Genomic DNA, 26,568 nt, shown 5'->3' with positions numbered 1-26,568 from the left:
GCTCACCGACCTCCTTCATCGTTGACAGGGAAGCGGATGCGAAAGCGCGCGCCACCGTCCCGCTCCAGGGTCAACTCACCACGCAACTGGGCCGCAAGGTCATCGACAAGCTGCAAGCCCAGCGTGGCCGCGCGCGAGATGTCCAGGTCGGCTGGCAAGCCCGTGCCATCGTCCGCAACGCTCAACTCGCATTGCCCGTCGCCTACCAGGTGCAGGCTCACTTGCACCCGGCCATGGTCTCGCTGCCGGAAGGCATGCTTGAGCGCATTGGAAAGCAGCTCGTTGATGATGAGACCGCAAGAGACTGCGCGGTCGAGGTCAAGCTGGATGTCGTCGACCTCGACCTGCACTTCGACGCGCTGTGCCGCCATCCCATAGGCGTGTGACAGTTCCGCGCACAGCTTGCCGATGTGGGCGGGCATGGGCACCCGGGCGAAATTGCCAGCGCGGTAAAGGTTCTCGTGCACCATGGCCATGGAGCGCACACGATGACGGCTTTCGGCGAAGAGCTCGGCGACATCCTTGTCGGGAATGCGCGATGCCTGAAGGCTCAGAAGGCTGCTGATCAGCTGCAGGTTGTTCTTGACGCGGTGGTGCACTTCCTTGAGAAGCGACTCCTTCTCCTCCAGCGAGGCGTTCTCGATGTAGAGCGCAGCCGTGACGACCAGCAGGTTGAGCAGAGCCACGCGGGACTGCGTGAACACATGGCTGACCAGGCTGTTCTCCAGGTACAGCACGGCGATGAGCTCGTTTTTCCGGATCAGCGGCAGGCACAGCACCGACCGGCATCGGCCTTCGGCGATGTAGGGGTCCTTGGAAAACTCATCTGATTCACGAGCGTCGTCCAGCAGCACCGCTCCCGCCGTGCGGATGACGTGGTGCAGCACGGCAAGGGGCAGGTCCGTCGGAGCGACGGCCACGGACTGCAGACCGACCTCCGCGCCATCCGCGCCAAACCGTGCCAGTGCCTCGATGCGCAGCTGGTCGCCCTTGGGCAGGATCAGCACCCCCCGGTTGGCGCCCGCATGTTCCAGCGCAATTTCCATCAGCGCCCGCATCAGTTCGTCCAGGCCCGCATCATGGCTGACGGCCTGGGACGTCTTGAGCATGGAAGCCGCATCGGCATCCTGAAACGGGTTTGGCGCCACCTCAGACACTTGACGCGGCAGGCCAGTGGGGCGGATGTCCGGGAAGTCGCGTTCAAGCTGTGCGACCTTGCCATCTGCGCCCCATCGCTGGTACAAGTCGCGCGCCTGCGCAAGCAGACTCTGCGCGGTTCTACCGAGCCCGTTGCGCCGATAGAAGCGCGCCGCGGTCTCCAGCGTCAGGGCGATGTGTTGCGGGGCCTTCTGATGCACCTGCGCCAACGCACGCTCGTATCCTTGCATCGCCTCCATCATCCGGCCCTGTACGCCGGCCATCTCGGCCTCCACCAGCGACACGCGAAAACCAAAGGTATCCGGGCAATGGACGGCCCAGGTTCGCAACTGGTTGAGGTGTGTCTGCACTTTGGACATCAATGCATCCTGGTGCGCCTGCGGCATGCCATGGCAACAGGCCGTCCGTGTGAGCGCGGCACCGAACTGGTACTGCGCCATTTCGAAATGGCCCGTGGATGTCCACAGCAGCGGCTCGGCCTGCTGCAACGCCTCCTCAGCCTCCTCGAAGCGGTTGGTCATGAAACGCGCGTGGGCCTTGCGTATCCAGTACCAGCAGCGGGCGATGTCCAGGTTGCGGTCGGCCATCAGCCGGGCCTCGTGCTCTGCCTCCGAGAAGTGCTCGTCGTCGAACGATCCGATGTCGCGTGTCTGGCCACGCAGTGTGGCGATCAGCTGCAGCTGCGCAGTCATGATGTCGCTCACGAGGCCGAACTTGGCATGGGACACGTAGCGCAGGCGTTCACGCGCTTCAGCTTGCACATCCGCCAGGTGGGTGCTGTGCGACAGCAGGCTGGTCACAAGCGTGCAGGAGCTGAAGCCCGCGTAGGTCACGTCGCCGCCATCGCGTGCGATGCGATAGGCCTGACGCAGCAGGTCCAGGCTGTTGCCCAGCGGCTTGGCCCAGGCGCTGACGTGGTACGCAAAGGTCATGTAGACCCGTCCACGGTAGCGGTTGCCTTCGTTGCGCTCGACCAGCTCATAACCGACACGCCCCAGCTCAAAGGCCAAGGCATACGCATCGAAGCGGTGGCTGATGACCATGCCCAGGTAAGCATAGGCCAGCGCCGACGCATCGCCGTTGCCGTGCGCCAGGCTCAGGCGCGCCATGCGGCACAGGGCATAGCAGACCAGGTTGGCATCGCTGAAGAAGGCTGGGGGAAGCATCGCCGCCAAGGCATCCAGCACCGCGCGCTGTGCCGGATCGCTTGCCGCCGGCAGTGTCAGCAGGGCACGTGCACCACCCAGGGCATCGAGCTGCTCGACCATGGCCTGGTATTCCCGCTCAACCTCTGCGTCTTCTGGATGCGGCGGAATCTCGACGCCTGCTGTCCCAAGGAAGCGCAGGCAGGTGCGGATGGCCTCGTCGCTGCGGTCCAGCGCCGTGTAGAGCGTGACCTGCCGCCAGGTCACGTCTGCGCGGTCCACGGTGTTTCGTGCGTGGTCTTGAACATCCAGCAACAGCGCTTCTGCCGCGTGCATCTCTCCGAGCAGGAATCGGCATTCCGCCATGCCGATGGCCACGGCCAGTGCGAGTGCGTAACTGGAGGTCCAACGGTCGCTGCCCAGCAGCGCATCGGCGTGTTCGAAATGCCGCAGCGCCGCGGCGTACGCCGTCTCAGCCCTGGCACGTTCGCCTGCAGCCTTGAAATGAGCGGCGGCGCGCAGCCGTTCATGCTCTTCTATGAGCGTTATGCCGGGTGCGAGTTGGTTCGCGATGTCGAAGATGTGTGTCTTGACCTCGTCGTCTGTCAGGTTCGCGCACAAGCGGCGTGCAATCTCAAGATGCCTGCGCGGTCTGTCCGCCTCCGGAATGAGCGCGTAGGCGGCCTCCTGGATGCGGTCGTGCGCGAAACGGTACCCACCCTCGGTCTTGGTGATGAAGCCCCCCTGCTCAGCAGCATCCGCATAGACACCGCACTGATCCATCTCCACGTCGCAGGCGACCGCCATGCAGCGCGTGTTGGCTGATGAGCCGAAGCAGCTCAGCGTCTCGATGCGGTAGCGCAGGTCGTCGGGCAGGCGCGCCAGCTTGGCGATCAGGAACTCCCTGACATCATTCTTCTGTTCATGAGCCTTGATGGCGCCAAGGTCCCAGTTCCAGGCCTGGCTTGCGGCATCGAAATGAAGCAGGCCATCGTCAGCCAGGGCCCGGATCAGCTGAAGTGAGAAGAATGGATTACCGCCTGTGCATTCGGCCAGGTAGCTGGCAAGCGAAGCCACGCGTTCCGGGGCCATGTCCAGAGTTTCTGCGAGCAGATTGCGGAGTTCTGAGACGGGCAACGCTGAGAGCGGCAACTCTGTCGTGCGCACGCCCTGTGCTTGAGCCGTGCCGATGAGCCTGTGCAGCCCATGCTCGGCACCGACTTCATTGGTGCGGTAGGCGCCAATGAAGAGCCAGCGGCATGGCTCACCACTCGACATGAGGTGCTGCAGGACATCCAGCGTCGATTCGTCAAGCCACTGCAGATCGTCAATGAACAGCACGAGGGGCTGGCCGGCGTCCACCAGGGCCGTGACCAGATTGGCCATCGCCATCCGGAATCGCGTGGCGGCATCGGTCGGAGAAAGATCGGGCGCTGCGTTGATGGGTCCCAGCAGCGCCGCCAGTTCGGGCAATGTTCCCTGCAGGCTGACGGCATTCACGCCCAATGCGGCCCCGAGCTTGCTCCGCCAGTGCGCGCGCTGGGCCTCATCCAGCAGCAACACATCGGCCAGCAAGGCGCCAAAGCCTTGGGCCAATGTGGCGTACGGGGCGTCGTTCTGGCTTTGCTCGAACTTGCCCGATGCAAAGAGTCCGCCTTGCTGCGAGACGTGGCGGCGCAGCTCATGGACGAGCGCCGACTTGCCGATACCTGAAGCGCCGCTCACCAGCACAAGCTCCACCGCACCGGATTTGCCGACACGCTCGTAGGCGGCCTTCAGCGCATCGAGTTGGCTTGTCCGGTCGCGCAGACGCTGGGGAGCGGCGAGCCGCTGCAGGTGTTCTGCCGCGGAAACGACGGCAGCCCCATCGTGTGCATGCCAATCGGAGATGGCCCGGTCAAGGTCTTCGATGAGTGCACCGGCCGTCTGGTAGCGGTCCTCGGCGGCCTTGGCGAGCAGCCGGTCAACGATACCGAGCACCATCAGCGGGCAGTCTGGAACCTTCTGAGACAGCTTCAACGGCTCACGTGCGACATGACAGTGAACCCACTCCATCGGGCTGTGGGCCGTGAACGGCAAATCACCCGCCAGCAACTCATACAGCATGACGCCCAGTGAGTACAGGTCGCTTCGTTCGTCAACCGGCCGATTCATGCGGCCGGTCAGCTCCGGCGACATGTACGGTAGCGAATCTGCTGCGTCCGTGAGAACCAGTGGCGCTGATGGCTCGTCGGCGCACGACGCCCGGCCATAACCCAGCAGCCAGGCTCGGCCATCGTCGCGTGTCAGCACGTTCGCGGGCCGCAGGTCGTTGTGCACGCAGCCGCGAGCGTGGCTGCTGGCCACCGCCTCGGCGATGCCGCGGACAAGGCGCAACGCGTCGCCGACGGAGCGTTCCCGCAAGGTCGGATGCTCAAGCAGTTGCCCGCCTGGGTCGTCCAACACGAGGCACATGCCCGCATCCGTCTCCAGCAATCGCTGGGCTTGAACAGCGAAGTCTCCAGACAGCATCGGTGACAACGTTGCCGCCCGGCGCAGACGCTGCCGGACGAAGTCAGGCGCATGGGTATCGGCGACCAGCACCAGGGAGGTGTCGTGCCTGTCGCCGTGGCGTGCGCGAAAGAGCCGCGTCCAGGCGTCGCGGCGCAACTCCGAAACGTCGAGTGGACACTGGGCGTCACGACCGCTTGTCAGCGCGTCAGCAACAGAAAAGGGCAGCGAAGGAGACGGGTCTAGCATGCACGGGTGACCACGCGGAGCTTGTGGACTGGTTGCCGGCCATCTGGAAACCTTGTCATTGAGCGGTTGTTTCAAAGCCCAGCACGCGGTGGCCACAGATGGCGTGAGGTCGGTACATCCTGCAGAAGCAGGGAGAGTCGACCCGACGTCGATTCTGCACGCTCATTGGCCCATGCTGCACGACCGCAACCCGAAGGACCACTATACCTTTGTATAGCGGCCCCTTCTTCCACGTGCCCCCATGCGCTTGCAGTCAACCATCGACGGCAAAGCGCAGCATTCTGGCGGCTTCGCGAACACGTTGCGGTGCCCTCGCCAGAACATCGCATGGCCTTTCCCCGTCAAGAGCAGCGTTCGCATCGGCAAACCATTCAGCTCTTGACAGGGCATCGCTCGTGTGCGGGAGCTCCGCGAGCACCGGGGGCAGCTGTGGCGCGATGTGCTCCGCGGTCGGCAAGAGTTGAAATCGCGGAATCCAGTAGCCGCCTCGCCAGTGGAACGAGATCAGATGCCCGTCGACAATCCAGCGCGCGACCAGTCCGACGCCTTGTCCGTGCGAGCGCTGCAGGGTGCTCGCCAGTTCCTCTGCCCCAATGACACCGCCCGTCGACCGAAAGGCCTCGCACAAGTCATTGAATCGGTCGTCGGTAAGAAGCATCGAGTTCGCGTCTGATACGTGGAACACAGGAAAGCGCAGTGCAACGCTGACCGGCGATGCTCCTTCCACGAGCCGATGGTGGCCGACTTCCCGTCGGCACACATCCCTCCATCGAAAGATGCCGACCCAAGCCGTAGGAGCGAAAAGCGCGGGCGCTGCCGGGATCGGCGTGATTCTGTGCGCGGCTGCACCGTCTCTCTATGTCGAAGTGGAGATGGCAAGGGCTGCCTGGAAACCTATTCTGCCGACGTCCCCATGGACTCGCGAGCTCAACTCGCTCGCGAAGGCCGCTGCCCCAACCGTGGGCTCAGCTCTACAACTCCCTCTGGAACGAACATGTCCTCCCAAGCCAAACTTGAAGTCCTGACACCCAAGAACAGTCAGCTGATCATCATCGACCATCAGCCCCAGATGGCCTTCGGTGTGCAGTCGATGGACCGACAAGCGATGAAGAACAACGTCATCGGCCTGGCCAAGGCTGCCAGGATCTTCGACGTCCCCACGACCATCACCACGGTTGAATCCGAGACTTTCTCCGGCTTCACCTATCCCGAACTGCTCGACGTTTTTCCCGAGAAGAAGACGCTGGAGCGCACTTCGATGAACTCGTGGGACGACCAGAAGGTACGCGATGCCCTGGCCGCCAACGGCCGCAAGAAGGTCATCGTCGCGGGCCTGTGGACCGAGGTCTGCAACACCACCTTCGCCTTGTGCGCGATGCTTGAAGGGAACTACGAGATATACATGGTCGCCGACGCGTCGGGCGGCACCACGAAGGACGCGCATGACTACGCCATGCAACGGATGGTGCAAGCCGGCGTGGTGCCAGTGACCTGGCAGCAAGTCCTGCTGGAATGGCAACGCGACTGGAAGAACCGCGACACATACGACGCCGTCATGAAAGTCGCCAAGGAGCACTCTGGCGCTTATGGCATGGGCGTCGATTACGCCTACACCATGGTTCACAAGGCGGCTCAACGCACGCAGACCCAGCACGAATCGCTCGCGCCTGTTCACGCTGCTGTCATCGAGCGTTGACGACTTTGAGGCGGGGCAACCCCGCCTCTTGGCGAGTTGCCATTTTTATCCAGGATTTTGAAATGACCCAGACCACAACGCCTCAGTCGAAGCAAATCGCCAACCACGGTGTGCCGTGGGAGGATGCCTATGGCTATGCCCAAGCCGTCAAGGTGGGCGACACGATCTACGTGTCAGGGCAACTGAGCCACGATGCGCAGGGCAACCTGATCGGCGCGGCCACGCTTGACGCTGCCGGCCGCCCCTCGGGGTTCTCGAACATGGGCCTGCAGATGCAGGCGACCTATGAGAACGCTCGCAAACTGCTTTCCCATTTCGGGGCGACCTTCGATCAAGTCGTCGAGGAGACCCTGTTCGTCCTCGACGTTCCCGCAGCGTTTGCCGTGGCCGGTGAAGTGCGACGCGGCGTCTATGGCAAGACGCCGCGTGTGGCGAGCAATCTCATTGGTGTCTCTCGCCTGGCCTTCCCGGAGCAGCTCATCGAAATCACGTTCCGGGTGGATCTTTCGGTGGCCAAGGACTCACCAGCTTGAGCGAGTTGCCCCGTCGCAGTGCGGGGCAGCTTGACGCATCGGCCGGCACCACAGCCATGACCGAGAGAGAACCACACATCCGGCTCAGTCTTCGTTGAAGGCTGCGCCGGAGGCCATGTGGAACGTGGTGCGGGTTGTGACCCAGAGGACGACGCAACTCGCGAGACCAAGCGCGACCAGCGCGATCGCTGCCGTGTAAGTGGAAGGTCGTGCATGGTAGTAGCCGATGGAGGCTCCCGCCCATCCGTCCACCGGGAAGGTCATTGCCCACCAGCTCATGAAGAATGGGCCGTGCGCGGCGTGGCGGATGAGGCTCAGCAAGAGCATCGCGATGAACAAGGCCAGGCAGTAGAGGATGTCGCCCATCGCCCCCGCCTGGCCGCCGGTAAAGGCCAAGTAGGCCGACAGGCCAATGGACGGTGGTGCCAGCAGGATGAACAGCGTGGGCAGGCTTCTCTGGCTCATTGCAGGCACAAACAGCACCCGGTGCAGGACGATGGTGAAGAAGGACAGCCACAGCATCAGCCCGACGGAGAAGAAGAACCAGCTCACTTCCACGTAGCCTAGCGGCACACCACCAACTGGCACCAGGATGTTTCCGACGACCGGGATGAACCACGCGGGGGTCAACACACCCTCGTCCTGCGCATGCAGCACCCAACGGCGGATCAGCACCATTGCGAAGATGAGGTGAAGTCCTGCACCCATGCACCACAGGACGTTGGCCACCTCGAAGGCATAGTTCCGCAGGCCGATTGAAAGAACGATGGACGCGACAGAGATGGCCGGGAAGAAGCTCGACCGCACCGGGTGCGCGAACTCCTCTGCCACGTCGGGAAAGTGCAAGAGCAGCTTGGCAAGATGCGCCAGCACCAGAACAGCGAAGATGGCCGTGGCGATCCCAAGGAGCACCTGGCTGATGACCAAGGGAAAGCCGAAGGTCTTACTCGCAGCGCCCCATGCATTGGCCAAGCCGCCGATGCCCATCACCATGCCGAACATGGCAACGGACAGCCGTGACAGCACAGGTCGTTTCGCCTGAGACGCGTCCCCTGCCAGCATGGCGCTGACGGCACCCTCAACCATGACAAGCCCTCCTGAAGAAGGGCTGCCGAGACGATGTTGGACAAGTGGTACCCGGGCGTGAAGTCGCCGCGGCGAATGTTGTACGGTTCATGTTGTGCTTTTGAGGTCCAGGTGCCAGACGCGGCTGAGACGTCTGATGCGGCCCAGCGCCTGCGCGCAAGTGCAGTCTGCACAGCAACGGCCCACTGGACATCCTCCGATGGAGAGAGTGTTCGGACCCACCGTCAAGGGGAGCGAAGCCAACATGGCTGGCGGCACAAACGGCGCCTATACCAAGGCTCAATGTTCAGTTTGAGATTTCATGACTATGGTCAAGGCATCTGCTCTCAACCGGGGGACCATCGTGCCTGATGCCACAAGCATTGCCGACGAACACCTAAGTGACGTCTTCATCTGCCATTGCGACCCACTGATTTCTCTTGGGGTCGCGTCTGCGCTGCGCAGCACTGATCGATTCCATGTGAACCGGATAGATCCATTCCAGAATGCACCTCCATCCGGGGGGCACGGCACTGGCGCTGTCTTCGTCTGCGATTTCGACACTGGATTGACGCTCGTCGAGAAGGCGTGGGGGAATCGCGTCAGCCCCCGTGTGGTCATCGTGACCCCAAGAGACAAGGAGGCCGATGTCCAGCTTGCCCTGTCGCGAGGCGTCCTGGGGTATCTCCTTCTCGGCTGCCAGTTGCAGGAGGTGGTCGATGCGGTCATTGCCGCAGGTCGAGGCCAACGATTCCTGACCGCGTCCGCCGCCGAGTTGGTGGCAAGCCAGTTCGGCTACCAACCCCTCACTCAGCGCGAGGTTGAAGTCCTGACCCTGGTCGCCATGGGACGAAGCAACAAGATGATCGCCAACCAGCTCGGCGTGACCGAAGGCACCATCAAGTGTCATGTGAAAGCCATCTTGGGCAAGCTGGGCGTGCGCGGCCGCACCGAGGCTGCCAACGTTGCGATGCGCCGGGGCATTGTCTCCGAGCCGATGGGCTTTCCCGCGGCGGGTCAGGGCCAGGGAGGCCGCCCTGCCCACCTCAGCCGAAGCCTGGCAGCACAAGTCCACACGGCCTAGCGGCGTCTGGAACCCGTCGACTCGTCTACGTAGAGCGCGTCAGTGCGATGCGCACAACCTGCAGCAGCTCTTGCTGGGCAATGGGCTTCTTCAGCACTGCGGTCACACCGGGAAGCGCCGCCACGGCAGCAACCTCTTCATCGCCCTTGACCGTGAATATCGTGACAAAGGGGCGTGCCGCAGCACCGAGAGCTCGAAGGAACTCTTGGCCGGTCATTCCGCGCATGGACCACTCGGCGATGAGCCCTTGGCACGTATGCGAATGGCCGGAGAGCAGGAACTCTGCTGCATCCACGAATCCGTGGGCATCAACGCCCATGGCGTGCAGTGGCGCACTCAGCGCCGCGCGCACAGCGGCGTCGCTCTCGACCACACAAAATGTCAGCTTGCCGTTCCCGGCGCCGTTCTTAGCGGCCCCATTTTTCTGCATCCGACAAGCATAAGGTGTGCGCGCCGTGGCGCCATTACACCTTGGTATAGGCTGCCTGCCCGGGGATTTCGATACCCAGCTTTTCTGCGGAGCGCACCAAGTCGGCGACGGTCCGAACCTCGAACTTTTCCATGATGTGCCGCCGATGAACCTTGACGGTGATCTCGGTGATGTTCAGCTCTGCCGCAATCACTTTGTTCAAACGGCCGGCGACCACGAGAACGAACACTTCTCTCTGCCGAGGAGACAGCGATTCGTAGCGCTGACGGAGGGACAGCGCGGCCGCGCGCGCATTCCAGCCATCGCGGTCGACCGCAATGGCACTCTCGACGGCGTTGAGCAGTTCCTGGTCACTGAACGGTTTGGGAAGAAGATTGGCCGCACCGGCCTTCATCACCTGCACCGTCAGTGGAATCGTTCCATGGCCGGTCAGAAAGACGATGGGCATATTGAAGCCCATCTGGTTGAGCGCGCGCTGCAGGACGACGCCGCTGTCGCCGGGCAAATGGACGTCCAGCAGAACGCAGCCCAATCCCAGGTTGGGGGCCGCCGCCAGAAACTCCTCTGCTGAGCCGTAGGTCGCGACGTCGTGGTTCAAGGAGCGAAGCAACGCAGAGATGGCTTGCCTCAGGGAAGGGTCGTCCTCGACCAGATGGACGCATGGCCGGGGCAAAGCACTCATGGGAAATGGCTAGATCAGTTTCAACAGCGACCAGAAACGGCCTGCCTGCGCCTGACTGTTGGCCACGCAAGCTCGCGTGGCAGCAGTGTGCAGGTGGCCCGCTTCACGGTAGACCTCACTCTACACCATCGAGAATGATTCCTACTGCAAAGGGACAAGGTGCGCGTGCAGCTCACCATGGAGCTTTTGCCACTCTGGGTTCTTCGAGAGCGAGGCCCGAACGAAGGCTCTCATCCGCTCCAGCTCTGCTTCGGTCAGCCGCAGCGAGGTCGCCATCGACTTCAAATCGCGGAACTCGCGTGGAAGGTCTCTGAGCGAAACCTCAATGACATGGAACTCCGTACCACGGGATATGTAGTCGCCCAGGCGTTCATCAGAAGCATCGGCGATTTGAGCCTTCCACCGTCCGACAGCACTGCGCAGCAGGCTCACACTGTCTGAAGAGTATCTGTCGATCGGGACATCTATTGCAGCCCTGAGCTGACGCACGAGGCCAGGCGTGTCAGGTGAGCTGTCCTCTTCAAAGTCAGGTTGCAACTGTGCGTTGACGAGGATGAACACACGCTTGCGGACGCCGCGGAAGCCAGCCTGCTTGGTCGCCTCGATGATGCCTCCGCGTGACAAGATGATCTCCAAAGGCATTCGCACACCAATGTTGTCCGCGAGTCCACCATCGACCAGATGGATGTACCTGGCCTTGCCGATGTCCGAATCAAACTTGTAGAGGTCCAGGTTGACGGTACAAGTGTCGGTGTAGTTCCACAAGGTGATCGGACTGAAGACAACCGGAACAGCCATGGAAGCGGCCACGGCACGCGCCAGTGGGACCGAAGACAGGTCAGAGCAGAGGTAGTCGAACTGATCTTGGCTGAACTCGAACCTGGCCCCGTGGCGCATGTCTGTTGCATTGACGTAGACCATTGGTCGGCGCCTGGACAGCTCTGCAAATGTCGCCCCGTGGAAGACCTCCTCGTCCAGGACCTCCTGCAACAGATCGCCACGGCCATATCTTGGCGAGGTCTGGCGCCAGAGCCCTGCAGGCGAGATGGCCCGGCTCACCAGGTGACCCTGCAGGTCTTTGAAAAGCACTTCAGCGGGAAAGCGTGTAAAGAACGCATCCCTGTGGAGCCCATAGTAGGCTGCAGGCAAGGCGCCGCCGGACACTCCGGATATGAAGTCGACTTCATCAAGCAGCGTCGTGCGATGACCATCCCACGTTATCTCCGTCTCATGGAGAACCTCCATGACGGCAAAGGAGAGCGCTGCTGCACGAAAGCCACCACCGGACAGTGCAAGCACGATGTTGAGGCTGTCCGTGTTTCCGCCTCGCTCCAAGTTCCGGATTGAGTAGCCTGCCGGCCCAGGGTGCTCCTTAAGCGGCTGGTTCAGAACGTAGTGCTGGGCTGAGCACGCAGACAGCGAGGCCAAGATGCAGGGCACTGCCACGGCGGCCCAGCCACGAGTACAACGGACAGCGAAGGCCCAGACATGGCGCATACAACTCTCAGTACTGCGCTGCCGGCGCGGCGGCGCAAGCGCTTGAACAGGTCAGGACGCAATTGTCCAGGGCAAAGAGTGGCGCTGGTTGACCCATGAAGCTGGCTGCAGTGGCAATTGCCAGGACTCTATGGCGTTCGTGATGGCACCGCGACCTTCGACAGGGCGAGCTTCTCCTCTCTCTATGTATGTAGGTACAAAGGGCAGAGCCGATACCTCGGCTTGTCACTGGGCCGCGTGATGTTCCGGCTCACGTGGGGACCACGGGGTGGCTGCGGCCCTCTGCGCACGCCAGGCCCTCACCATCGGCAGGTAGCGCCGCTCCTTGGGGATCATGCGGAACGTCACGCGCACCAGCGCGCAGAACATGCGCAGCAGGCGCTCGTCCAGCGCCGACCAGTCCAGGCCCAGCTTCGAGCGCGCCTGCAAGGGCAAGGTGCCCCGGGCCAGCCACTGGGAAAACCGGTTGACGAAGGGATCGATCAGCCACCACACCGGCTTGGGGATCGAATCGAAGGGCCTGGGCGTGCGGCGCAGTTTCAGCGCATGATCCGTGATGAGCGTGGGTTGCAGGGTGTCAAGCATGTCGGCCCAATAACGTTTGAAGCTGGCGTAGTCCGGTGGCACAGGGCGCATCGACAGTCCATAGCGGCGATACCACTCGATGGACTCGTCATACAGCAGCACCTGTTCGCATTCCGTCAAGGGGGTGCCGAAGCGCTCACTCATGGCGATGACGCCCTCGACGAAGGTGGCGTGTGTCCAAAAAAACAGATCAGGACTGAGTGCGTGATATGCCTGCCCCGACTGGAGCGTCCCCTTGATGTCCACGTGGTAGTCATGCACCTTGCGCCCGATGGCACCTGGATCGGGCGCATAGATCACACCCATGATGGGTGGCAGCGAACGCAACAGCCGGTTCCATGGATTCTTCAGAAAGACCTCGCCCGAATGATCCTCAAGGGCGCGGCTCACGGCCGGATGCATGTTCTGCAGCAGGCCGATGCGAAAGACCGTCAACAGGCCCCTGAGATCGCCCAGGCGGTCCCAGATCAGCGAATCAGGGCCGAGCCTGCGCACATCAGCCACGTTGGTCTTCTCCTCGTCGGAGACGTTGAAGTGCGTCGGGTCTGACGGGATGTCGGCGGATGCGGGGGCTTGCGCGGTCAGCATGGGGGGTCTCCTTGTCTGTGATCAGCCCCTTCACTATGATGCAAACAAATGTTCGCATTCAATTCGCAAACCGACGTGCTCCCCCTATGCGCAAGCCCCCGCAGCAGCAGCGCTCCCAATTCCTGGTCAAGAACTTGATCGAAGCCACCGCGCGCGTGTTTGACCGCCGAGGCCTGCACCTGACCACACGCGACGTGGCCGAAGAGGCCGGCGTCAGCGTGGGCTCCCTCTACCAGTACTTCAAGAACAAGGACGAGCTGCTGGCCGCCCTGGTGTCCCAGATGTCCACGGATGTCGCCCTGGTGGTCACCCGCAACCTGCCACAGCGGCTGGCGCTGGACTACCCCACCTTCTACAAGACCTGCCTGACGGAGATCGTGGCCCTGGTGTCGGAGAACCTGGGCTATCGGGCGGTGGCGCGCCACTGGCATGAACTGCGCACGGCCCAAGCCGTCCAGGCGGCCGAGCAGCAGCTCATGGAGGTGGCGCGGCAGTACATGCTGCACCACCATGACGAATACCGCCCCCGGGACCTGCAGGTCAGCGTCTTCATCGCCTACAACAGCACCGTGTACACGGTGATGCAGTACCTCAGCCTGCCTCACCCGCCATTCGGCATCGATCGACTGGTGGAAGAACTGACGGAGATGATGAGCGCGTACATGGCGCGCAGCGGAGCGCCATGACCCTCAAAGGGGCCTGGTGCAACATTCCCTTACACGGCTTGACGCCTCTCTGGCCGGCTTCCCCCCGAAACAAGGGGGCGCCCTGATCCGTTAAAAACGCACTTTTAGCCATTTTTTCAAGGACAAACCCGCACAAAACACGTCAATTCGCACACTCCGCATGCAACGCCCCTAGGTTTGCCCTGAGCGGAGAACAGGTCTCCTACGGTAGAGTTGTGACCAAAGGATGGTGAGAGCAAGACATACACCATGAAACCCTCCAACTACAGCATCTACCTGCAGACGTTGAAACAGCGCACCCGGCGTTCCGGCGCCACCGTGCTGTCGACGTTCATCGACGCGATCGACTGGGATCAGGCGCTGGCGCGCCTGGCCACCTGGGCCCGCCAACGTGAATCTCGATACGTCTGCCTGTGCAACGTTCACTCGGTGGTCACCGCCGACAGCGACGCGTCGTTCCACGATGTGCTGGCCGGTGCCGACATGGCCCTGCCAGATGGCGCCCCCGTGGCCTGGGTTCTCAGCAACTCGGGCTTCGAAGAGCAGCAGCGCATCAACGGCCCTGACCTGATGTGGCGTTACATGAAGGTCGCTGAAGAACTCGGCCAGTCCGTGTTCTTCTACGGCAGCACGCAGCACACGCTGGACAAGCTGGAAACCGCTGTCCGCAAGAGCTTCCCCACCCTGCGCATCGCCGGCATGATCTCCCCGCCTTTCGGCGAGGCGATGGAGCAGCATGACCAGGCCCATGTGGATGCGATCAACCATTCCGGCGCCAACGTGGTGTTCGTCGGTCTGGGCTGTCCCAAGCAGGAGGCCTGGATGGCCGATCACAAGGGCCGCGTGTCGGCCGTGATGATCGGCGTGGGCGCCGCGTTCGACTACCATGCCGGTACGCTGCGCCGTGCCCCGGTGTGGATGCAGAACCATGGCCTGGAATGGCTGTACCGCCTGGCCAGCGAACCGCGCCGCCTGTTCAAGCGGTACCTCATGACGAACTCCGTGTTCGTCTACAAACAGGCCATGAACTGGGTGGCCGGCGCCAAGTAAACCTGCCACCATCGCCGCGCCCCACGCGCCCTGCCCGCCTGCCGGTCAGGGCGTTGTTCTTTCAGGGGCGCCCTGCGCACACCGGGCAGGCCGGGTCACGCCGCACCGACAAGGCCGTGACCTGCCAGCTGCGCCCATCGACCATCAGCAACCGCCCGGTCAGGGGCACCTGCCCGGCTGAGGCATCCAACCCGGCCAACAGCTTGATGGCTTCGCCGGCCTGCACCACACCCATCATCCCCACCAGCGGAGCGAACACGCCCAGCAAAGCGCAGCGCGCCTCTTCAGGCGGCGCATCGGGCGGGAACAGGCAGGCATAACAGGGCGACTGCGGCTGGCGCGGGTCATACACGCTGATCTGGCCGTCGAATCGCAGCGCCGCTGCCGACACCAGCGGCACCCCGGACTCTCGGCACACGCGGTTGATCAGGTGGCGGATGTCGAATCGGTCGGTGCAATCGAGCACCACATCGGCCTTCGGCACCCAGGTGCGTAGCAGCGACTCATCGGCCGCCTGTGCCAGGGCGTGCACCTGCACCCCGGGGTTCAGTTGCGCCAGGGCCTGGCGTGCCGAATCTGCCTTGGGCAGGCCGACGCGGTCAGTGGTGTGCGCGATCTGGCGCTGCAGGTTGGTCAGGTCCACGGTGTCGTGGTCGACCACGGTGATGCGCCCCACCCCCGCACTGGCCAGGTACATCAGGGCCGGAGCACCCAGCCCACCCGCCCCGATCACCAGGGCATGCGAGGCCAGCAGCCGCTCCTGGGCGTCTTCAGACCACTCGTCCAGCAGCAGGTGCCGGCTGTAGCGCAGGCGCTGGCTATCGTCCACGCGGCGCCACGGTGATCACTCGGCAGCTTTGGCGTCTTCGGGCTGGCGCTCGGTCATGGTCTTGGAGACCAGCACGGGCTTGCCCTTGAGGCGGTTGAGCGCCTGCTGCAGCTGGAAGTCTTCCTCGCTGCCGAACTCGGGCAGGGGCTTGGGCTTCTCGTCCTTCTTGGCTGCCGCTTCTTCCAGCTTCTTGATGGCCTCTTCGCGCGCCTTCTCGCGGGCGGCGTCCTTGACTTCCGCACCCTGGCCGCTGGCGATGTGCTTCTCCAGATCGGCCTCGCGCATGCGCAGGGCGCCGAACAGGTTGCCATCGGGCGTTTCGTCGACCATCAGGTCGGGCACGATGCCCTTGGCCTGGATGGAGCGGCCGCTGGGGGTGTAGTAGCGTGCGGTGGTGATCTTCAGCGCCGTGTCGGCGGTGAGCTGGCGCACGGTCTGCACCGAACCCTTGCCGAAGGTCTGGGCGCCCATCACCGTGGCGCGCTTGTGATCCTGCAGCGCGCCAGAGACGATTTCAGAAGCCGAGGCCGAGCCTTCGTTGACCAGCACCACCAGGGGCACGGTCTTGAGGCCGGCGGGCAGGCGAGACAACGGATCGCTGCTCAGCCGGCGGGAATAGTCTTCCGGGCGGGCCAGGAACTTCTGCTTGGATTCAGGCAGCTGGCCGTTGGTGGTCACGACCACCACGTCCTTGGGCAGGAAGGCCGAAGAAATCGCCACGGCACCTTCGAGCAGGCCGCCCGGGTCGTTGCGCAGGTCGAGCACCAGGCCCTTGAGCTTCGGATCTTCAGCATAGAGCTTGGTGACCTTGGCGACGAAATCCTCCACCGTGCGGTCCTGGAACTGGCTCACGCGCACCCAGGCGTAACCGGGCTCGACCAGCTTGGTGCGCACGCTCTGCACGCGGATCTCTTCACGCGTGATGCTCACGGGGAAGCTGCGGTTCTCGCTCTTGCGGAAAATGGTGAGCAGGACCTTGGTGCTGGGCTCGCCGCGCATGCGCTTGACGGCCTGGTCCATGGTCAGGCCCTTGACGAAGGTCTCGTCAATCTTGGTGATCAGGTCGCCGCTCTTGAGGCCGGCGCGGAAGGCGGGCGAGCCTTCGATGGGCGACACGATCTTGACCAGGCCGTCGTCCATGCCGATCTCGATGCCCACGCCGACGAACTTGCCGGTGGTACCTTCGCGGAATTCCTTGAAGGTGGTCTTGTCGAAATACTGCGAGTGCGGATCGAGCCCCGCCACCATGCCGCCGATGGCGTCGCTGATGAGCTTCTTCTCGTCGACCTGCTCGACATAGTCGGTCTTGACCATGCCGAAGACGGCGGCCAGCTGCTGCAGCTCTTCAAGGGGCAGCTGAGGCGCTGCATTGCGGGCCGTGGCCTGGAACTGAAGAGTGGTCAGGCCGCCTGCGAGGGCGCCCACGGCTACCCAGCCGGCGATCTTGAATTTGGAGGTCATCGTGTCTTGCCTCGTGCTGCACAAGGATGCCTGTGGAGAACAAACGCCCACAGATCTCCCAGTATAGGAGAGCGGTGGGCGCTGCAAAGTTCAATCACAGGGTAAAGCGGGGTCAAATCGTGCGACGAAGGTCTCACGGGGCGCGCTTTGAGCGGGCTTGTCGTGCAAAGCTGACGACTTCGCCGCCAGCGCAGATTCAGGGTGCGTCGGGCCAGAGCGCGAAATCGATGGGCACCCAGCTGTAGCGGCCTCGGCCGTCTTCACGGACATGGCCCAGGCCCGGGAAAGGAAGGTGCATGCCGGCCACCAGCAAGGCATCTTGCGCCGTCCACTTGAACAGCGCCTGGCGCGTGCGCGCCGCCACGGCCGGGTCCGCATCGAACTCGATGGTGACGTTGGGGTGGGCCATCTGCACGGCCACGTTGTGGACCAGGTCACCCCAGATCAGCAGCCTTTGCCCTTTGGATTCAAGCAGGTAGCCGGTGTGGCCGGGCGTGTGGCCGGGGGCCGGCAGGGCCTTGATGCCGGGCAGGATTTCAGTGGCGCCGGCAAAGGTCTTGAGTGCGCCGGCCTGGGCGTAGGGGGCGGTGGCGTCCTGGGCGATCTTGAAGAACCCCTTCATGGCTTCGGGCGCCTTGGCGATGGCATCGGCCGCCAGCCAGTGGCTGGCCTCGGCCTGGGACACGTACACCGTGGCCTTGGGGAAGACGCGCTGGCCATCGGCGCCCAGCAGGCCGCCGGCGTGGTCGCCGTGCAGGTGGGTCAACAGCACCGCATCGACCTGTCCGGGCTCGTAGCCGGCCGCCTTGAGGTTGGCCAGCACCTGCCCCAGCGTGGGCCCGAACACCTTGGCCGCGCCGGTGTCCACCAGCACCAATTGGCGGCCGGTGTTGACCAGGAAGGCGTTGACGGCGGTGGGCGTTGGATTGTTGCGGAACTGCAGGGCCAGCAGTTTCTGGATCTCGCCGGCGCGCAAGTTCTTGAGCAGCTTCGTGTCCAGCTTGATCTGGCCATCGTGCAGCACCGTCACCTCGAAATCGCCGACGGCCTGGCGGTAGTAGCCCGGCACCTGGGTCTTGACCTGTGGCGCCTCGGCATGCGCCGGCACGGAAATGAGGGGCCAAAGCGCGGCCACGGCCAACAAGGCTTTGCCCGCCCACCAGGCGGTACGCAGGGACATGGCTTGCATGGGGTCTCTCCTGGGTCTCAATGGATGTGAAGTCCCAAAGTCTAGGGGCACAAACAACAATAAGGCCACCGACGCGCAAAAGCCCTATGTGCCGGCTGTGCTCTGGCGGATACTCTGGGGCCAACGCTCCGCGAACTCCCACCTTGGCAAGACACCACCCCATGCCCGAGGCATTTGCTCCCCACGGCCGCTGGTCCCGGGGGATCGTGACCTACCTCATCTACGTTGCCGCAGGTACCGTTTCCCTGGCGCTGTCCACGTCCAGTGACACCATCTCCCTGCTGTACCTGGCGGCCGGATTCGGGCTGGCCTGCGTGCTGTGCTGGGGGCGTGCACAAGCGGTTGCGGTAGGGTTGGGCTCGCTGACGGTGGGCGCCATCGGCGTGCTGGCCGACCACAGCGCGCTGCAGCACTGGGGCAGTTTCCTGGGGCTGGCCGCCAGCGGCCTGGGCGGCGGCCTGCAGGCCTGGGTGGCCGCACGCTGGGTGCAAGGCCCTGACGAGAACGCCCCGCTGCCGCTGGACAACCTGCGCGACATCACCCGCTTCATGCTGCTGGCCGGCCCGCTGGCCTGCGTGATCAACCCCGTGCTCACCTCGACCACGCTGGTGCTGACCGGCGCCACGCCCTACACGGAATGGCTGCCGCTGATGGCCAGCTGGTGGGCGGGCGACATGCTCGGCGTGCTGATGGGCACGCCGCTGCTGCTGACCTTGTGGGGCCGCCCGGAGCGGCTGTGGCGCCAGCGCCGTTTCGTGGTGGGCATGCCGCTGCTGGCCTCGTCGATCCTGCTGGGGCTGGGCATCCGCCAGATCCAGGATTGGGATCAGGAGCGTGAGGACTCGGCCTTCCGCCTGCACGCCGAGGCCACCAGCAATGCCATGCGCCTGCGCCTGAACGCCTATCTGGCTGCGCTGGAATCCATGCGCGGCATCTACGACGCCTCCGACAGTGTCGAGCGCGATGAGTTCCGCCGCGCCTCCACCAGCTGGCTGCGGCAACTGCCGGGCACGCAGGCGCTGGGCTGGACGGAAAAGCTCGGGATCGGGCGTTTGGAGACTTTCGAGATGCTCCAGCGCGCGGAGGGCGTGACGGGCTACCGCGTCTTCGATCAGCCAGGTCGGGTGGCAGCACAGGGCCCCGACTTGGCCGCGATCCGCTTCATCGAACCACTTGACGGCAACGAGGCTGCGCTGGGCCTGAACATCCTCTCCGTGCCGCTGGCACGCCAGACCTACCAGCAAGCCATCCTGAGCAACCAGCCTGCAGCCTCCCCGGGCATGCGGCTGACACAGGAAAAGGGCAACCAGCTCGGTGTGGTGATCTACCGGGCGGTCTACCGCAGCCCCACGGTGCTGGCCTCGGACCGCAACGCCACCGCCATGGGCGTGGTGTTCCTGGCGCTGCGCATCGACGATGCGCTGGTGGCCGTGCTCAAGGACATGCCGCCTTTCATGCAGGCCTGCCTGCTCGACCGCAGCGAATCCAAGGGCGAGCCCCTCTTCCTGGGCGGCACGTCGGGTTGCGGGCGCAACGCCAAGACGCCTTCACCGCACTCGGTGGTAGTGCCCCTGTCCTTCGCGCAGCGGGAATGGTCCCTGCACATGTGGGCCGTGGGGCCTGTGCCCTCGGTGGGAGGGCGGGCCACAGCCTGGCTGTTTGCGATCGGCGGCGTGGGCTTTGCCGCCGCCCTGGGCACCTTGCTGCTGATGGTCACCGGCCATGCCGAACGCATGACCGCGGCCATCGACGATGCGCGGCTGCAGCGTGCCGCCGCGGAATCGGCCAACCAGGCCAAGAGCGATTTCCTTTCGCGCATGAGCCATGAGCTGCGCGCCCCGCTCAACGCCATCCTGGGCGTTGCGCAGGTCATGGGCCTGGACCGTCGCCCCCCCCTGAGCGACGCCCAGAACCACCGCCTGCAGCAGATCCAGCAGGCGGGCTGGCACCTGCTGGACATGATCGACGACGTGCTGGACCTGTCCCGCATCGACGCCGGCACCCTCAAGCTGACCGCCGTGCGCCTGCCCCTGCCACCGCTGCTGGATGCCACGCGCCAGTTGGTGGACGATCTGGCGCGCCAGAAGCAGGTTTCCCTGACCATCGATGGCACATTGCCGGCGGGATGGGGCGTGCTGGCCGACGAGACCCGGCTCAAGCAGGTGCTCACCAACCTGCTGAGCAACGCCGTGAAGTACAACCGGCCCGGGGGCAGCGTGCACGTGCAGGCCGCGCTGCTGCGCCACAAGAGTTCGGAGCCGCCCACCGTCAACATCGTGGTGACCGACACCGGCCTGGGCATGACCGAAGCCCAGCTGGCCCAGCTTTTCCAGCCCTTCAACCGGCTGGGCCGCGAGAAAAACACCCCCGATGGCACCGGCATCGGTCTGGTGATCAGCCGCCACCTGGCCCTGCTGATGAATGGCCAGCTGGAGGCCAGCAGCCGCGAAGGCTCGGGCTCGACCTTCACGCTGTCGCTGCCGGCCACGCAGCTGGCCTCTGAGCCGCCGGCGGCGCCTCCCGCCCCGCCCCGCCATGAGCCCGCCATGGACGCCGACGACGCGGCCCGCGACACGCGCCACGTGCTCTACGTGGAAGACAACCATGCCAACACGGCCGTGGTGCAAGCCGCCTTGTCCAGCCGCACCTGGATCAAGCTGACGGTCGCCGCCACCATCGAGGCCGGCCTGGCCGCGCTGCATGATCGATTGCGCGGGCCCTTGCCGCAGTTGATCCTGCTGGATGTGCACCTGCCTGATGCCTCGGGCCTGGACTTCCTGAAACTGGCCAAGGCCAACCCTGAAACCCAGCACATCCCGGTGGTGATGATTTCGGCGGATGCGCTGCCCGAACAGATCGACAATGCCCTGAAGGCAGGCGCTGCGGCCTACCTGACCAAGCCTCTGCAGATCACGGCACTGCTGGACATGGTGGACGACATGCTGAAACTGCCGCCTCCCACTAGCCGGAGCGGACGCGGCGGCAGCGTCTGATCCGATGTACTTTTGAGGCGCCTTGCTGTCAATGGCCTCCTTGACCCACATCCTCGCCGCGACCGACCTGTCGCCCCCGGCACTGCACGCCGCGCAAAGGGCGGCCCTGCTGGCCCGCCAGAACGGCGCCCGCCTGGACCTGGTCCACGTGGCGCAACAGGCTCCCATGGCCAGGCTGCAGCAACTGGCGAGCGCCGGCTCGCTGCCCGCCGACCTGGACCAGCGACTGCTGGACAGCGCGCAGGCCCGGCTGCAGGAACTGGCCGATCTGCTGTCGCAAGAGCAAGGGGTGCAGGCCGGAGTGAAAACCACGGTCGGTGATTTGCTGCCCACCCTGCAGGCCGAGGCCGATGCCCACCAGAGCAGCCTGGTGGTACTGGGCAGCCACGGGGACAGCCTGCTGCGCCACCTGGTGCTGGGCTCGACCGCAGAACGCCTGCTCGGCAGCGCCACGCGTCCCATGCTGGTGGTCCGGCAGGCACCCAGCGAGGCCTACCGCAGCGTGCTGGTCCCCGTGGACCTGTCGTCCGCCTCCCTGCGCACCATCGACCTGGCCCGCGCCATCGCACCCGGCGCCCGGCTGTGCCTGCTGCATGCCTTCGACTTGCCTTTTGAAGGCAGCCTGCGCTATGCGGGTGTCAGCCTGGCCGAGATTGACCAATACCAAGTCGCAGCGCACACGCAGGCCGAGCAGCAGCTGAACGAACTGCTCAGCTCTGCCGGCCTGCCGACGGACGCCACCCTCACCGTGGTGCAACATGGCAATGCTGCGGCCCGCATCCTCCAACAGGTGCAGGCATTCAATGCCGATCTGATCGTGATGGGCAAGCATGCCGATGGCATGCTGCAGCGGCTGTTCCTGGGCAGCGTGACCCGGCGCGTGCTGGGCAGCACCGAGGTCGACGTGCTGGTGTCGGTCTAGGCCTGCACCCGCTCAACCCAAAACAGCTCAGCGCGGCGCGTACTCGGGCACCAGCGCGTGCAGGCGGGAGCGCACCTCGCCGGCCTGCAGGCCCTGGCCTTCGGTCGCCAGTGCCTGCATGCGTTCGATCCAGTCGTCCGACAAGGCCTCCTTGAGCTGCGCCAGGCGCAGCCGCGGGTGCGGTGTGGGCAGCGTGGTGTCGTCATCGGCCAGCAGCTCTTCATAGAGCTTCTCGCCGGGGCGCAGGCCGCTGAACACGATGGGGATCTCGGCCTCGGTGTGGCCCGACAGCTTGATCAGCTCGCGCGCCAGATCAGCGATCTTCACCGCCTGGCCCATGTCCATCACGAAGACCTGGCCCGATTCAGCCAGGGCCGCGGCCTGCAGCACCAGCTGCGCCGCCTCGGGGATGGTCATGAAGTAGCGCGTGATCTCGGGGTGCGTCACCGTGACCGGCCCGCCTTTGGCGATCTGCTCCTTGAACTTGGGGATCACGCTGCCGCTGGAGCCCAGCACATTGCCGAAGCGCACGGCCATGAAGCGCGTGCCCGGCGCCTGCTGTGCCCAGTGCGACACCACCATTTCGGCGGCGCGCTTGGTGGCGCCCATCACGTTGGTGGGGTTCACGGCCTTGTCGGTGGAGATCAGCACGAAGCGCTGCACGCCCTGTTCGGCTGCGGCCTGGGCCGCCAGGAAGGTGCCCAGCGTGTTGTTGCGCACAGCGATCCAGGCGTTCTCGTCTTCCATCAGCGGCACGTGCTTGTAGGCCGCCGCATGGAAGACGATGTGCGGGCGGTGCTGGCCCATCACACGGCGCAGCGCGTCCAGGTCCTTCACATCGCCCACCAGGCGCACCAGGGGCAGGCGCGGGAAACGCTCGCCCAGGTCCTGCTCGACCTGGTAAAGGGCGAACTCGCTGAGCTCGAACAGCACGATGCGAGATGGGCCGTAGCGGGCGATCTGGCGGCACAGCTCGGAGCCGATCGAGCCGCCAGCGCCCGTGACCAGCACCGTCTGGCCGCTGATCAGCGAAGACACGCCCGATTCGTCCAGCTTGACGGATTCACGGCCCAGCAGGTCGTCGGGCTCGATGTCGCGTACACGGTCGATGCGCGAGCGGCCCTCGCGCAGCTCGGCCGCACTGGGCACCGTCACCACGGGCAGGCCGGCGGCCACGGCCAGGTCGAGCGCACGCTTGCGCTGGGCGCCAGAGGCCGACGGCATGGCCAGGATCAGGTGCGAGATGCCCTGCAGCGTGTCGGCCTGCGACAGCAGATCGAGCCCGCCCCACACCGAGACGCCGGCCACGCGGGCGCCATGCTTGCGCGGGTCATCATCGAGCAGGCCCACCACCGTCCAACCACGGTGCTGGATGCCGGCGATCAGCAGTTTGGCTGCGGCCCCCGCGCCCAGCACCAACGCGCGCTGGCCGCTGTCGTTCGTGCCGGTGCGGCGGGCCCGTGCATGCTCATGCGCCATGCGCAGCAGCATGCGCGCCAGGGTCAGGGTCATCAGGGCGATCAAGGGGTGCAGCGCCAGCACGGCCCGCGGCACCTCCACCAGTTGCGCCATCAGCACCAGCACGGCCGACACCAGGCCAGCGCCCAGGCACATCCAGCCCAGGCGCGCCACCTCGTTGAAACTGACATAACGCCAGGCCGCCTTGGGCACGTCCAGTGCCCAGGACCACAGGCTGTAGATGAGCACCACGCCCAGCAGCACAGCCCCGTCATAGTGAGGCGGCTCATGCAGCCAACGCTCCACCCCCATACGGAACAGGTAGGTGGCATGCCAGGCCAGCGCGATCAGCAGTGCATCGACCACGAGGACCGCTGGTTGGCGGCGCGGACGCAGGCGGTCCAGCAGGCGGTCGATTCGGCTCCAGAGCATGGCGTGATCAAGCAGGGTTGGAAGGTTCGGACAGGGCAACCCTTTATTGTGCCAGCCGGCCTGCAGCCGCTTGTCCCTAGGCGAGAGACCACGCAACCGCTTCGCCAAGCTTGAATCCTGTAACAAATATTTTTAACACGAAACAAATGTGAATCAACCCGGTGTCAGGCCACCCCGGGGCATCGCAGGGATAGCCCCCTCCTCTAAGCTTGCCGTCACACTGACAAGCAACCATTCTCGTTTCACACCATCCATGCACACCCAGCCGCTCCCGGCCCTGCGCCGGCTCCGGGGCCTGTCCTTCCGCCAATCCCTGCTGGCTGCGTTCCTGGTGATCGCCGCCTTGCTGGGGGGCGCGGCTGTGCAGGCCCTGTTGACGCTGGAGCACGTGGCCAAGCAGAGCCGCGCCGTGTCCCACAACGCGGTCCGGCTGACCGAGAGTGCCCAACGCCTGGCCGAACGCACCGTGGCAATGGAGCGCAGCGCGCGGCAGTTCCTGGTGCTCGACGATGACACCTTGCGTGATCGCTACCAGGCGGCCTGGCAGGAGGCCCGCGCCACGCAGGACGTGATCGTCTCCACGATGCCCGCCGAGGCGCAGACCTTCCATGAATGGGCCGTGCAGGCCGAAGGTGCCTGGGACATCCTCAATGCCACGCCGCGCCAGGCCGCACTGCCGCTGCTCACGCCCATCTTCAGCCGTCTGCATGCGGCCAACGAAGCCCTGGCGGAACGCAGCCAGAAAGAGGTGGACCGCCGCAATGACGCGTTGCTGGCCGATCTGGAACGCCAGCGCCAGTTGATCAGCGGCCTGGTGATCGGCGCGCTGGTGGTGGCCGCCGGTTTCGCGTTCGGCTTCGGCTGGTGGCTGTCGCGGCCCATGCGGCGCATCGGGGCGGCCATCAACCGGCTGGGCGCCAACCAGTTCGACCAACCCATCACCGTGCGCGGCCCGGTCGACCTGCAGCGCCTGGGCCGCCAGCTCGACTGGCTGCGCCAGCGCCTGGCCGCGCTGGAATCCGACAAGACCCGCTTCGTGCGGCACATCTCGCACGAGCTGAAGACGCCGCTGGCCTCGATCCGCGAAGGCGTGGCCTTGCTGCAGGATGGGGTGGCTGGCGAGCTCACCCCCGACCAGGCCGAGATCGCCCGCATCCTGCGCGACAGCACCGCCTCGCTACAAGGCCAGATCGAAGACCTGCTGCGCTACCACGCCACCGCCTTCGAGGCCCAGCGCCTGCGCTGCCAGCCGGTGGATGTGAAAGCCCTGCTGCTGCGCATCGCCGAGACCCAGCGCCTGCAATGGCAGGCCAAGAACCTCAGCGTGTCCGTCTCGGGCGCCACAGGCCGTGCCGAGCTGGACGCCGACAAGCTGTCGGTTGCCCTGGGCAACCTGCTGTCCAATGCCGTGCGCTTCAGCCCGGCCGGCAGCCCCATCCGCTTCGTGGTGACCGACGGCAAGGGCCGGCTCGCGATCGATTGCATCGACGAAGGCCCGGGCGTTGCCGCCGAAGACGCCGAGCACATCTTCGACCCCTTCTACCAGGGCCGCCACCAGCCTGCAGGCGCACGCCATGGCAGCGGCATCGGCCTGTCCATCGTGCACGACTACGTGCGTGCGCACGGCGGCTCTGTGCGCTTGATGCCCCGCGAAGGGGGCGCCCATTTCAGGATAGAACTGCCTCATGAACAAGCTGCTGCATGACCCCGGCACGGGCCTGGCCGCCCAGCGCGGGGCCTCTGCCTTGACCACCCTGCACCGCGCCGTGCTGACCACAGCGGTGCTGTTGTCGCTGGCCGCCTGCACCACGGCGCCACCCGCCCCGCCACCATCGCCAGCACCGCCAGAACCCGTGGCCTGCGTGCCCGATCCTGTCGATGCGCTGCCGGTGTCACCGGCCCCGCTGGAGGTGCTGCTGGCCTACCACCAGAACCTCAAGGCCTTGAGCCCCGCCGAGCTGACACGCGAGCTGAACACCCTCAACACTCAGCCCAGGACGCCTGTCGGCTCAATGCGCAAGGCCATGGTGCTGAGCATCGGCCGCAATGCCAACGACCTGGCGCTGGCGCAGATCCACTTGGACACCGTGCTGAGCAGCACCGATGAAGAGGCCGAAGCGCTCAAGCCCCTGGCCCGCATGCTGGGCACGCAGTGGACCGAGCAGCGCCGCCTGGCCGATGCGCTGGACAAGCTGGGCACGCAGGCCCGCGACAACCAGCGCAAAACCGACCAGCTCACCGAGAAGCTCGAAGCGCTCAAGACCATCGAACGAACCCTGCCCGCCTCCCCCGCCACCGCGGCACCGGCCGCCGGGGCCTCCTCCGTCAAACAACAAGGTGGATGAC

Annotated in this window: 20 protein-coding genes; 9 read left to right on the top strand and 11 right to left on the bottom strand. The window is 64.8% G+C overall.

Going from position 1 to position 26,568, the window contains the following annotated elements:
• Positions 1 to 2: 2 nt before the first annotated feature.
• Positions 3 to 4,952, bottom strand: coding sequence for an AAA family ATPase (locus EIP75_RS11110; RefSeq protein ID WP_158622821.1), 4,950 nt, complete (start codon positions 4,950 to 4,952; stop codon positions 3 to 5).
• A 343-nt stretch (positions 4,953 to 5,295) separates the two neighbouring features.
• Positions 5,296 to 5,769, bottom strand: a complete 474-nt coding sequence (locus tag EIP75_RS11105) for a hypothetical protein (protein WP_125243332.1) — start codon at positions 5,767 to 5,769, stop codon at positions 5,296 to 5,298.
• A gap of 267 nt (positions 5,770 to 6,036) precedes the next feature.
• Between EIP75_RS11105 and EIP75_RS11100 the strand changes: the two genes are divergently transcribed.
• On the top strand, positions 6,037 to 6,738 hold the full coding sequence (locus EIP75_RS11100; protein WP_125243331.1) for a hydrolase: 702 nt from the start codon (positions 6,037 to 6,039) through the stop codon (positions 6,736 to 6,738).
• Positions 6,739 to 6,800: 62 nt separating this feature from the next.
• Complete coding sequence (locus EIP75_RS11095; protein ID WP_125243330.1) at positions 6,801 to 7,271, top strand: RidA family protein; 471 nt, start codon at positions 6,801 to 6,803, stop codon at positions 7,269 to 7,271.
• An 84-nt stretch (positions 7,272 to 7,355) separates the two neighbouring features.
• On the opposite strand, the gene EIP75_RS11090 is transcribed toward EIP75_RS11095, so the two are convergent.
• Entirely contained in the window at positions 7,356 to 8,357 is a 1,002-nt protein-coding gene (locus EIP75_RS11090) for an SLAC1 anion channel family protein (RefSeq protein ID WP_125243329.1), read from the bottom strand.
• Between the two features lie 301 nt (positions 8,358 to 8,658).
• Here EIP75_RS11090 and EIP75_RS11085 point away from each other — a divergent pair, with 301 nt between their 5' ends.
• Positions 8,659 to 9,420 carry a LuxR C-terminal-related transcriptional regulator gene (locus EIP75_RS11085; RefSeq protein WP_125243328.1) on the top strand — a complete coding sequence of 254 codons (762 nt, stop codon included), beginning with the start codon at positions 8,659 to 8,661 and terminating at the stop codon, positions 9,418 to 9,420.
• A 25-nt stretch (positions 9,421 to 9,445) separates the two neighbouring features.
• Here the strand turns inward: EIP75_RS11085 and EIP75_RS11080 are convergent, their stop codons facing one another.
• From EIP75_RS11080 to EIP75_RS11065, 4 genes are all read right to left on the bottom strand, one after another.
• Complete coding sequence (locus EIP75_RS11080) at positions 9,446 to 9,850, bottom strand: response regulator (protein WP_125243327.1); 405 nt, start codon at positions 9,848 to 9,850, stop codon at positions 9,446 to 9,448.
• A gap of 34 nt (positions 9,851 to 9,884) precedes the next feature.
• Entirely contained in the window at positions 9,885 to 10,532 is a 648-nt protein-coding gene (locus EIP75_RS11075) for a response regulator transcription factor (protein WP_125243326.1), read from the bottom strand.
• Between the two features lie 141 nt (positions 10,533 to 10,673).
• Positions 10,674 to 11,831: a patatin-like phospholipase family protein gene (locus EIP75_RS11070; protein WP_158622820.1), complete on the bottom strand. Its 1,158-nt coding sequence runs from the start codon at positions 11,829 to 11,831 to the stop codon at positions 10,674 to 10,676.
• Positions 11,832 to 12,254: 423 nt separating this feature from the next.
• Positions 12,255 to 13,202, bottom strand: coding sequence for an oxygenase MpaB family protein (locus EIP75_RS11065; RefSeq protein ID WP_125243324.1), 948 nt, complete (start codon positions 13,200 to 13,202; stop codon positions 12,255 to 12,257).
• Positions 13,203 to 13,288: 86 nt separating this feature from the next.
• Between EIP75_RS11065 and EIP75_RS11060 the strand changes: the two genes are divergently transcribed.
• On the top strand, positions 13,289 to 13,888 hold the full coding sequence (locus tag EIP75_RS11060) for a TetR/AcrR family transcriptional regulator (protein WP_158622819.1): 600 nt from the start codon (positions 13,289 to 13,291) through the stop codon (positions 13,886 to 13,888).
• A gap of 249 nt (positions 13,889 to 14,137) precedes the next feature.
• Positions 14,138 to 14,938 carry a WecB/TagA/CpsF family glycosyltransferase gene (locus EIP75_RS11055; protein ID WP_125243322.1) on the top strand — a complete coding sequence of 267 codons (801 nt, stop codon included), beginning with the start codon at positions 14,138 to 14,140 and terminating at the stop codon, positions 14,936 to 14,938.
• 61 nt (positions 14,939 to 14,999) lie between these two features.
• Here EIP75_RS11055 and EIP75_RS11050 read toward each other — a convergent pair whose 3' ends face one another.
• The 3 genes from EIP75_RS11050 to EIP75_RS11040 all read right to left on the bottom strand — a co-directional run bounded on the left by EIP75_RS11050 (position 15,000) and on the right by EIP75_RS11040 (position 18,408).
• Positions 15,000 to 15,767 carry a HesA/MoeB/ThiF family protein gene (locus EIP75_RS11050; RefSeq protein ID WP_125243321.1) on the bottom strand — a complete coding sequence of 256 codons (768 nt, stop codon included), beginning with the start codon at positions 15,765 to 15,767 and terminating at the stop codon, positions 15,000 to 15,002.
• A 15-nt stretch (positions 15,768 to 15,782) separates the two neighbouring features.
• Positions 15,783 to 17,228, bottom strand: coding sequence for a S41 family peptidase (locus EIP75_RS11045; protein ID WP_125243320.1), 1,446 nt, complete (start codon positions 17,226 to 17,228; stop codon positions 15,783 to 15,785).
• Positions 17,229 to 17,424: 196 nt separating this feature from the next.
• Positions 17,425 to 18,408, bottom strand: a complete 984-nt coding sequence (locus EIP75_RS11040) for an MBL fold metallo-hydrolase (protein ID WP_199758564.1) — start codon at positions 18,406 to 18,408, stop codon at positions 17,425 to 17,427.
• Between the two features lie 170 nt (positions 18,409 to 18,578).
• Between EIP75_RS11040 and EIP75_RS11035 the strand changes: the two genes are divergently transcribed.
• Together EIP75_RS11035 and EIP75_RS11030 are read left to right on the top strand one after the other, a co-directional pair.
• Positions 18,579 to 21,410, top strand: a complete 2,832-nt coding sequence (locus EIP75_RS11035; RefSeq protein WP_158622818.1) for a CHASE domain-containing protein — start codon at positions 18,579 to 18,581, stop codon at positions 21,408 to 21,410.
• Positions 21,411 to 21,441: 31 nt separating this feature from the next.
• Positions 21,442 to 22,332: a universal stress protein gene (locus EIP75_RS11030; RefSeq protein WP_125243317.1), complete on the top strand. Its 891-nt coding sequence runs from the start codon at positions 21,442 to 21,444 to the stop codon at positions 22,330 to 22,332.
• A 27-nt stretch (positions 22,333 to 22,359) separates the two neighbouring features.
• Here EIP75_RS11030 and EIP75_RS11025 read toward each other — a convergent pair whose 3' ends face one another.
• Positions 22,360 to 24,222 (bottom strand): polysaccharide biosynthesis protein, encoded by a 1,863-nt coding sequence (locus EIP75_RS11025; RefSeq protein WP_125243316.1) that lies wholly within the window; start codon positions 24,220 to 24,222, stop codon positions 22,360 to 22,362.
• Between the two features lie 253 nt (positions 24,223 to 24,475).
• Here EIP75_RS11025 and EIP75_RS11020 point away from each other — a divergent pair, with 253 nt between their 5' ends.
• Together EIP75_RS11020 and EIP75_RS24320 are read left to right on the top strand one after the other, a co-directional pair.
• The gene (locus tag EIP75_RS11020; protein WP_125243315.1) at positions 24,476 to 25,927 is read left to right on the top strand and encodes a HAMP domain-containing sensor histidine kinase; all 1,452 of its coding nucleotides are present in this window, start codon (positions 24,476 to 24,478) and stop codon (positions 25,925 to 25,927) included.
• Positions 25,908 to 26,567, top strand: a complete 660-nt coding sequence (locus EIP75_RS24320; RefSeq protein WP_199758559.1) for a hypothetical protein — start codon at positions 25,908 to 25,910, stop codon at positions 26,565 to 26,567. The genes EIP75_RS11020 and EIP75_RS24320 overlap by 20 nt, the downstream gene beginning before the upstream one ends.
• Position 26,568 lies beyond the last annotated feature (1 nt).

The sequence above is a fragment of the Aquabacterium soli genome (assembly GCF_003933735.1).
GTDB lineage: Bacteria > Pseudomonadota > Gammaproteobacteria > Burkholderiales > Burkholderiaceae_C > Aquabacterium > Aquabacterium soli.
Note: the sequence above shows the minus strand (reverse complement) of the source record. Positions and strands in the feature narration are given on the sequence as shown.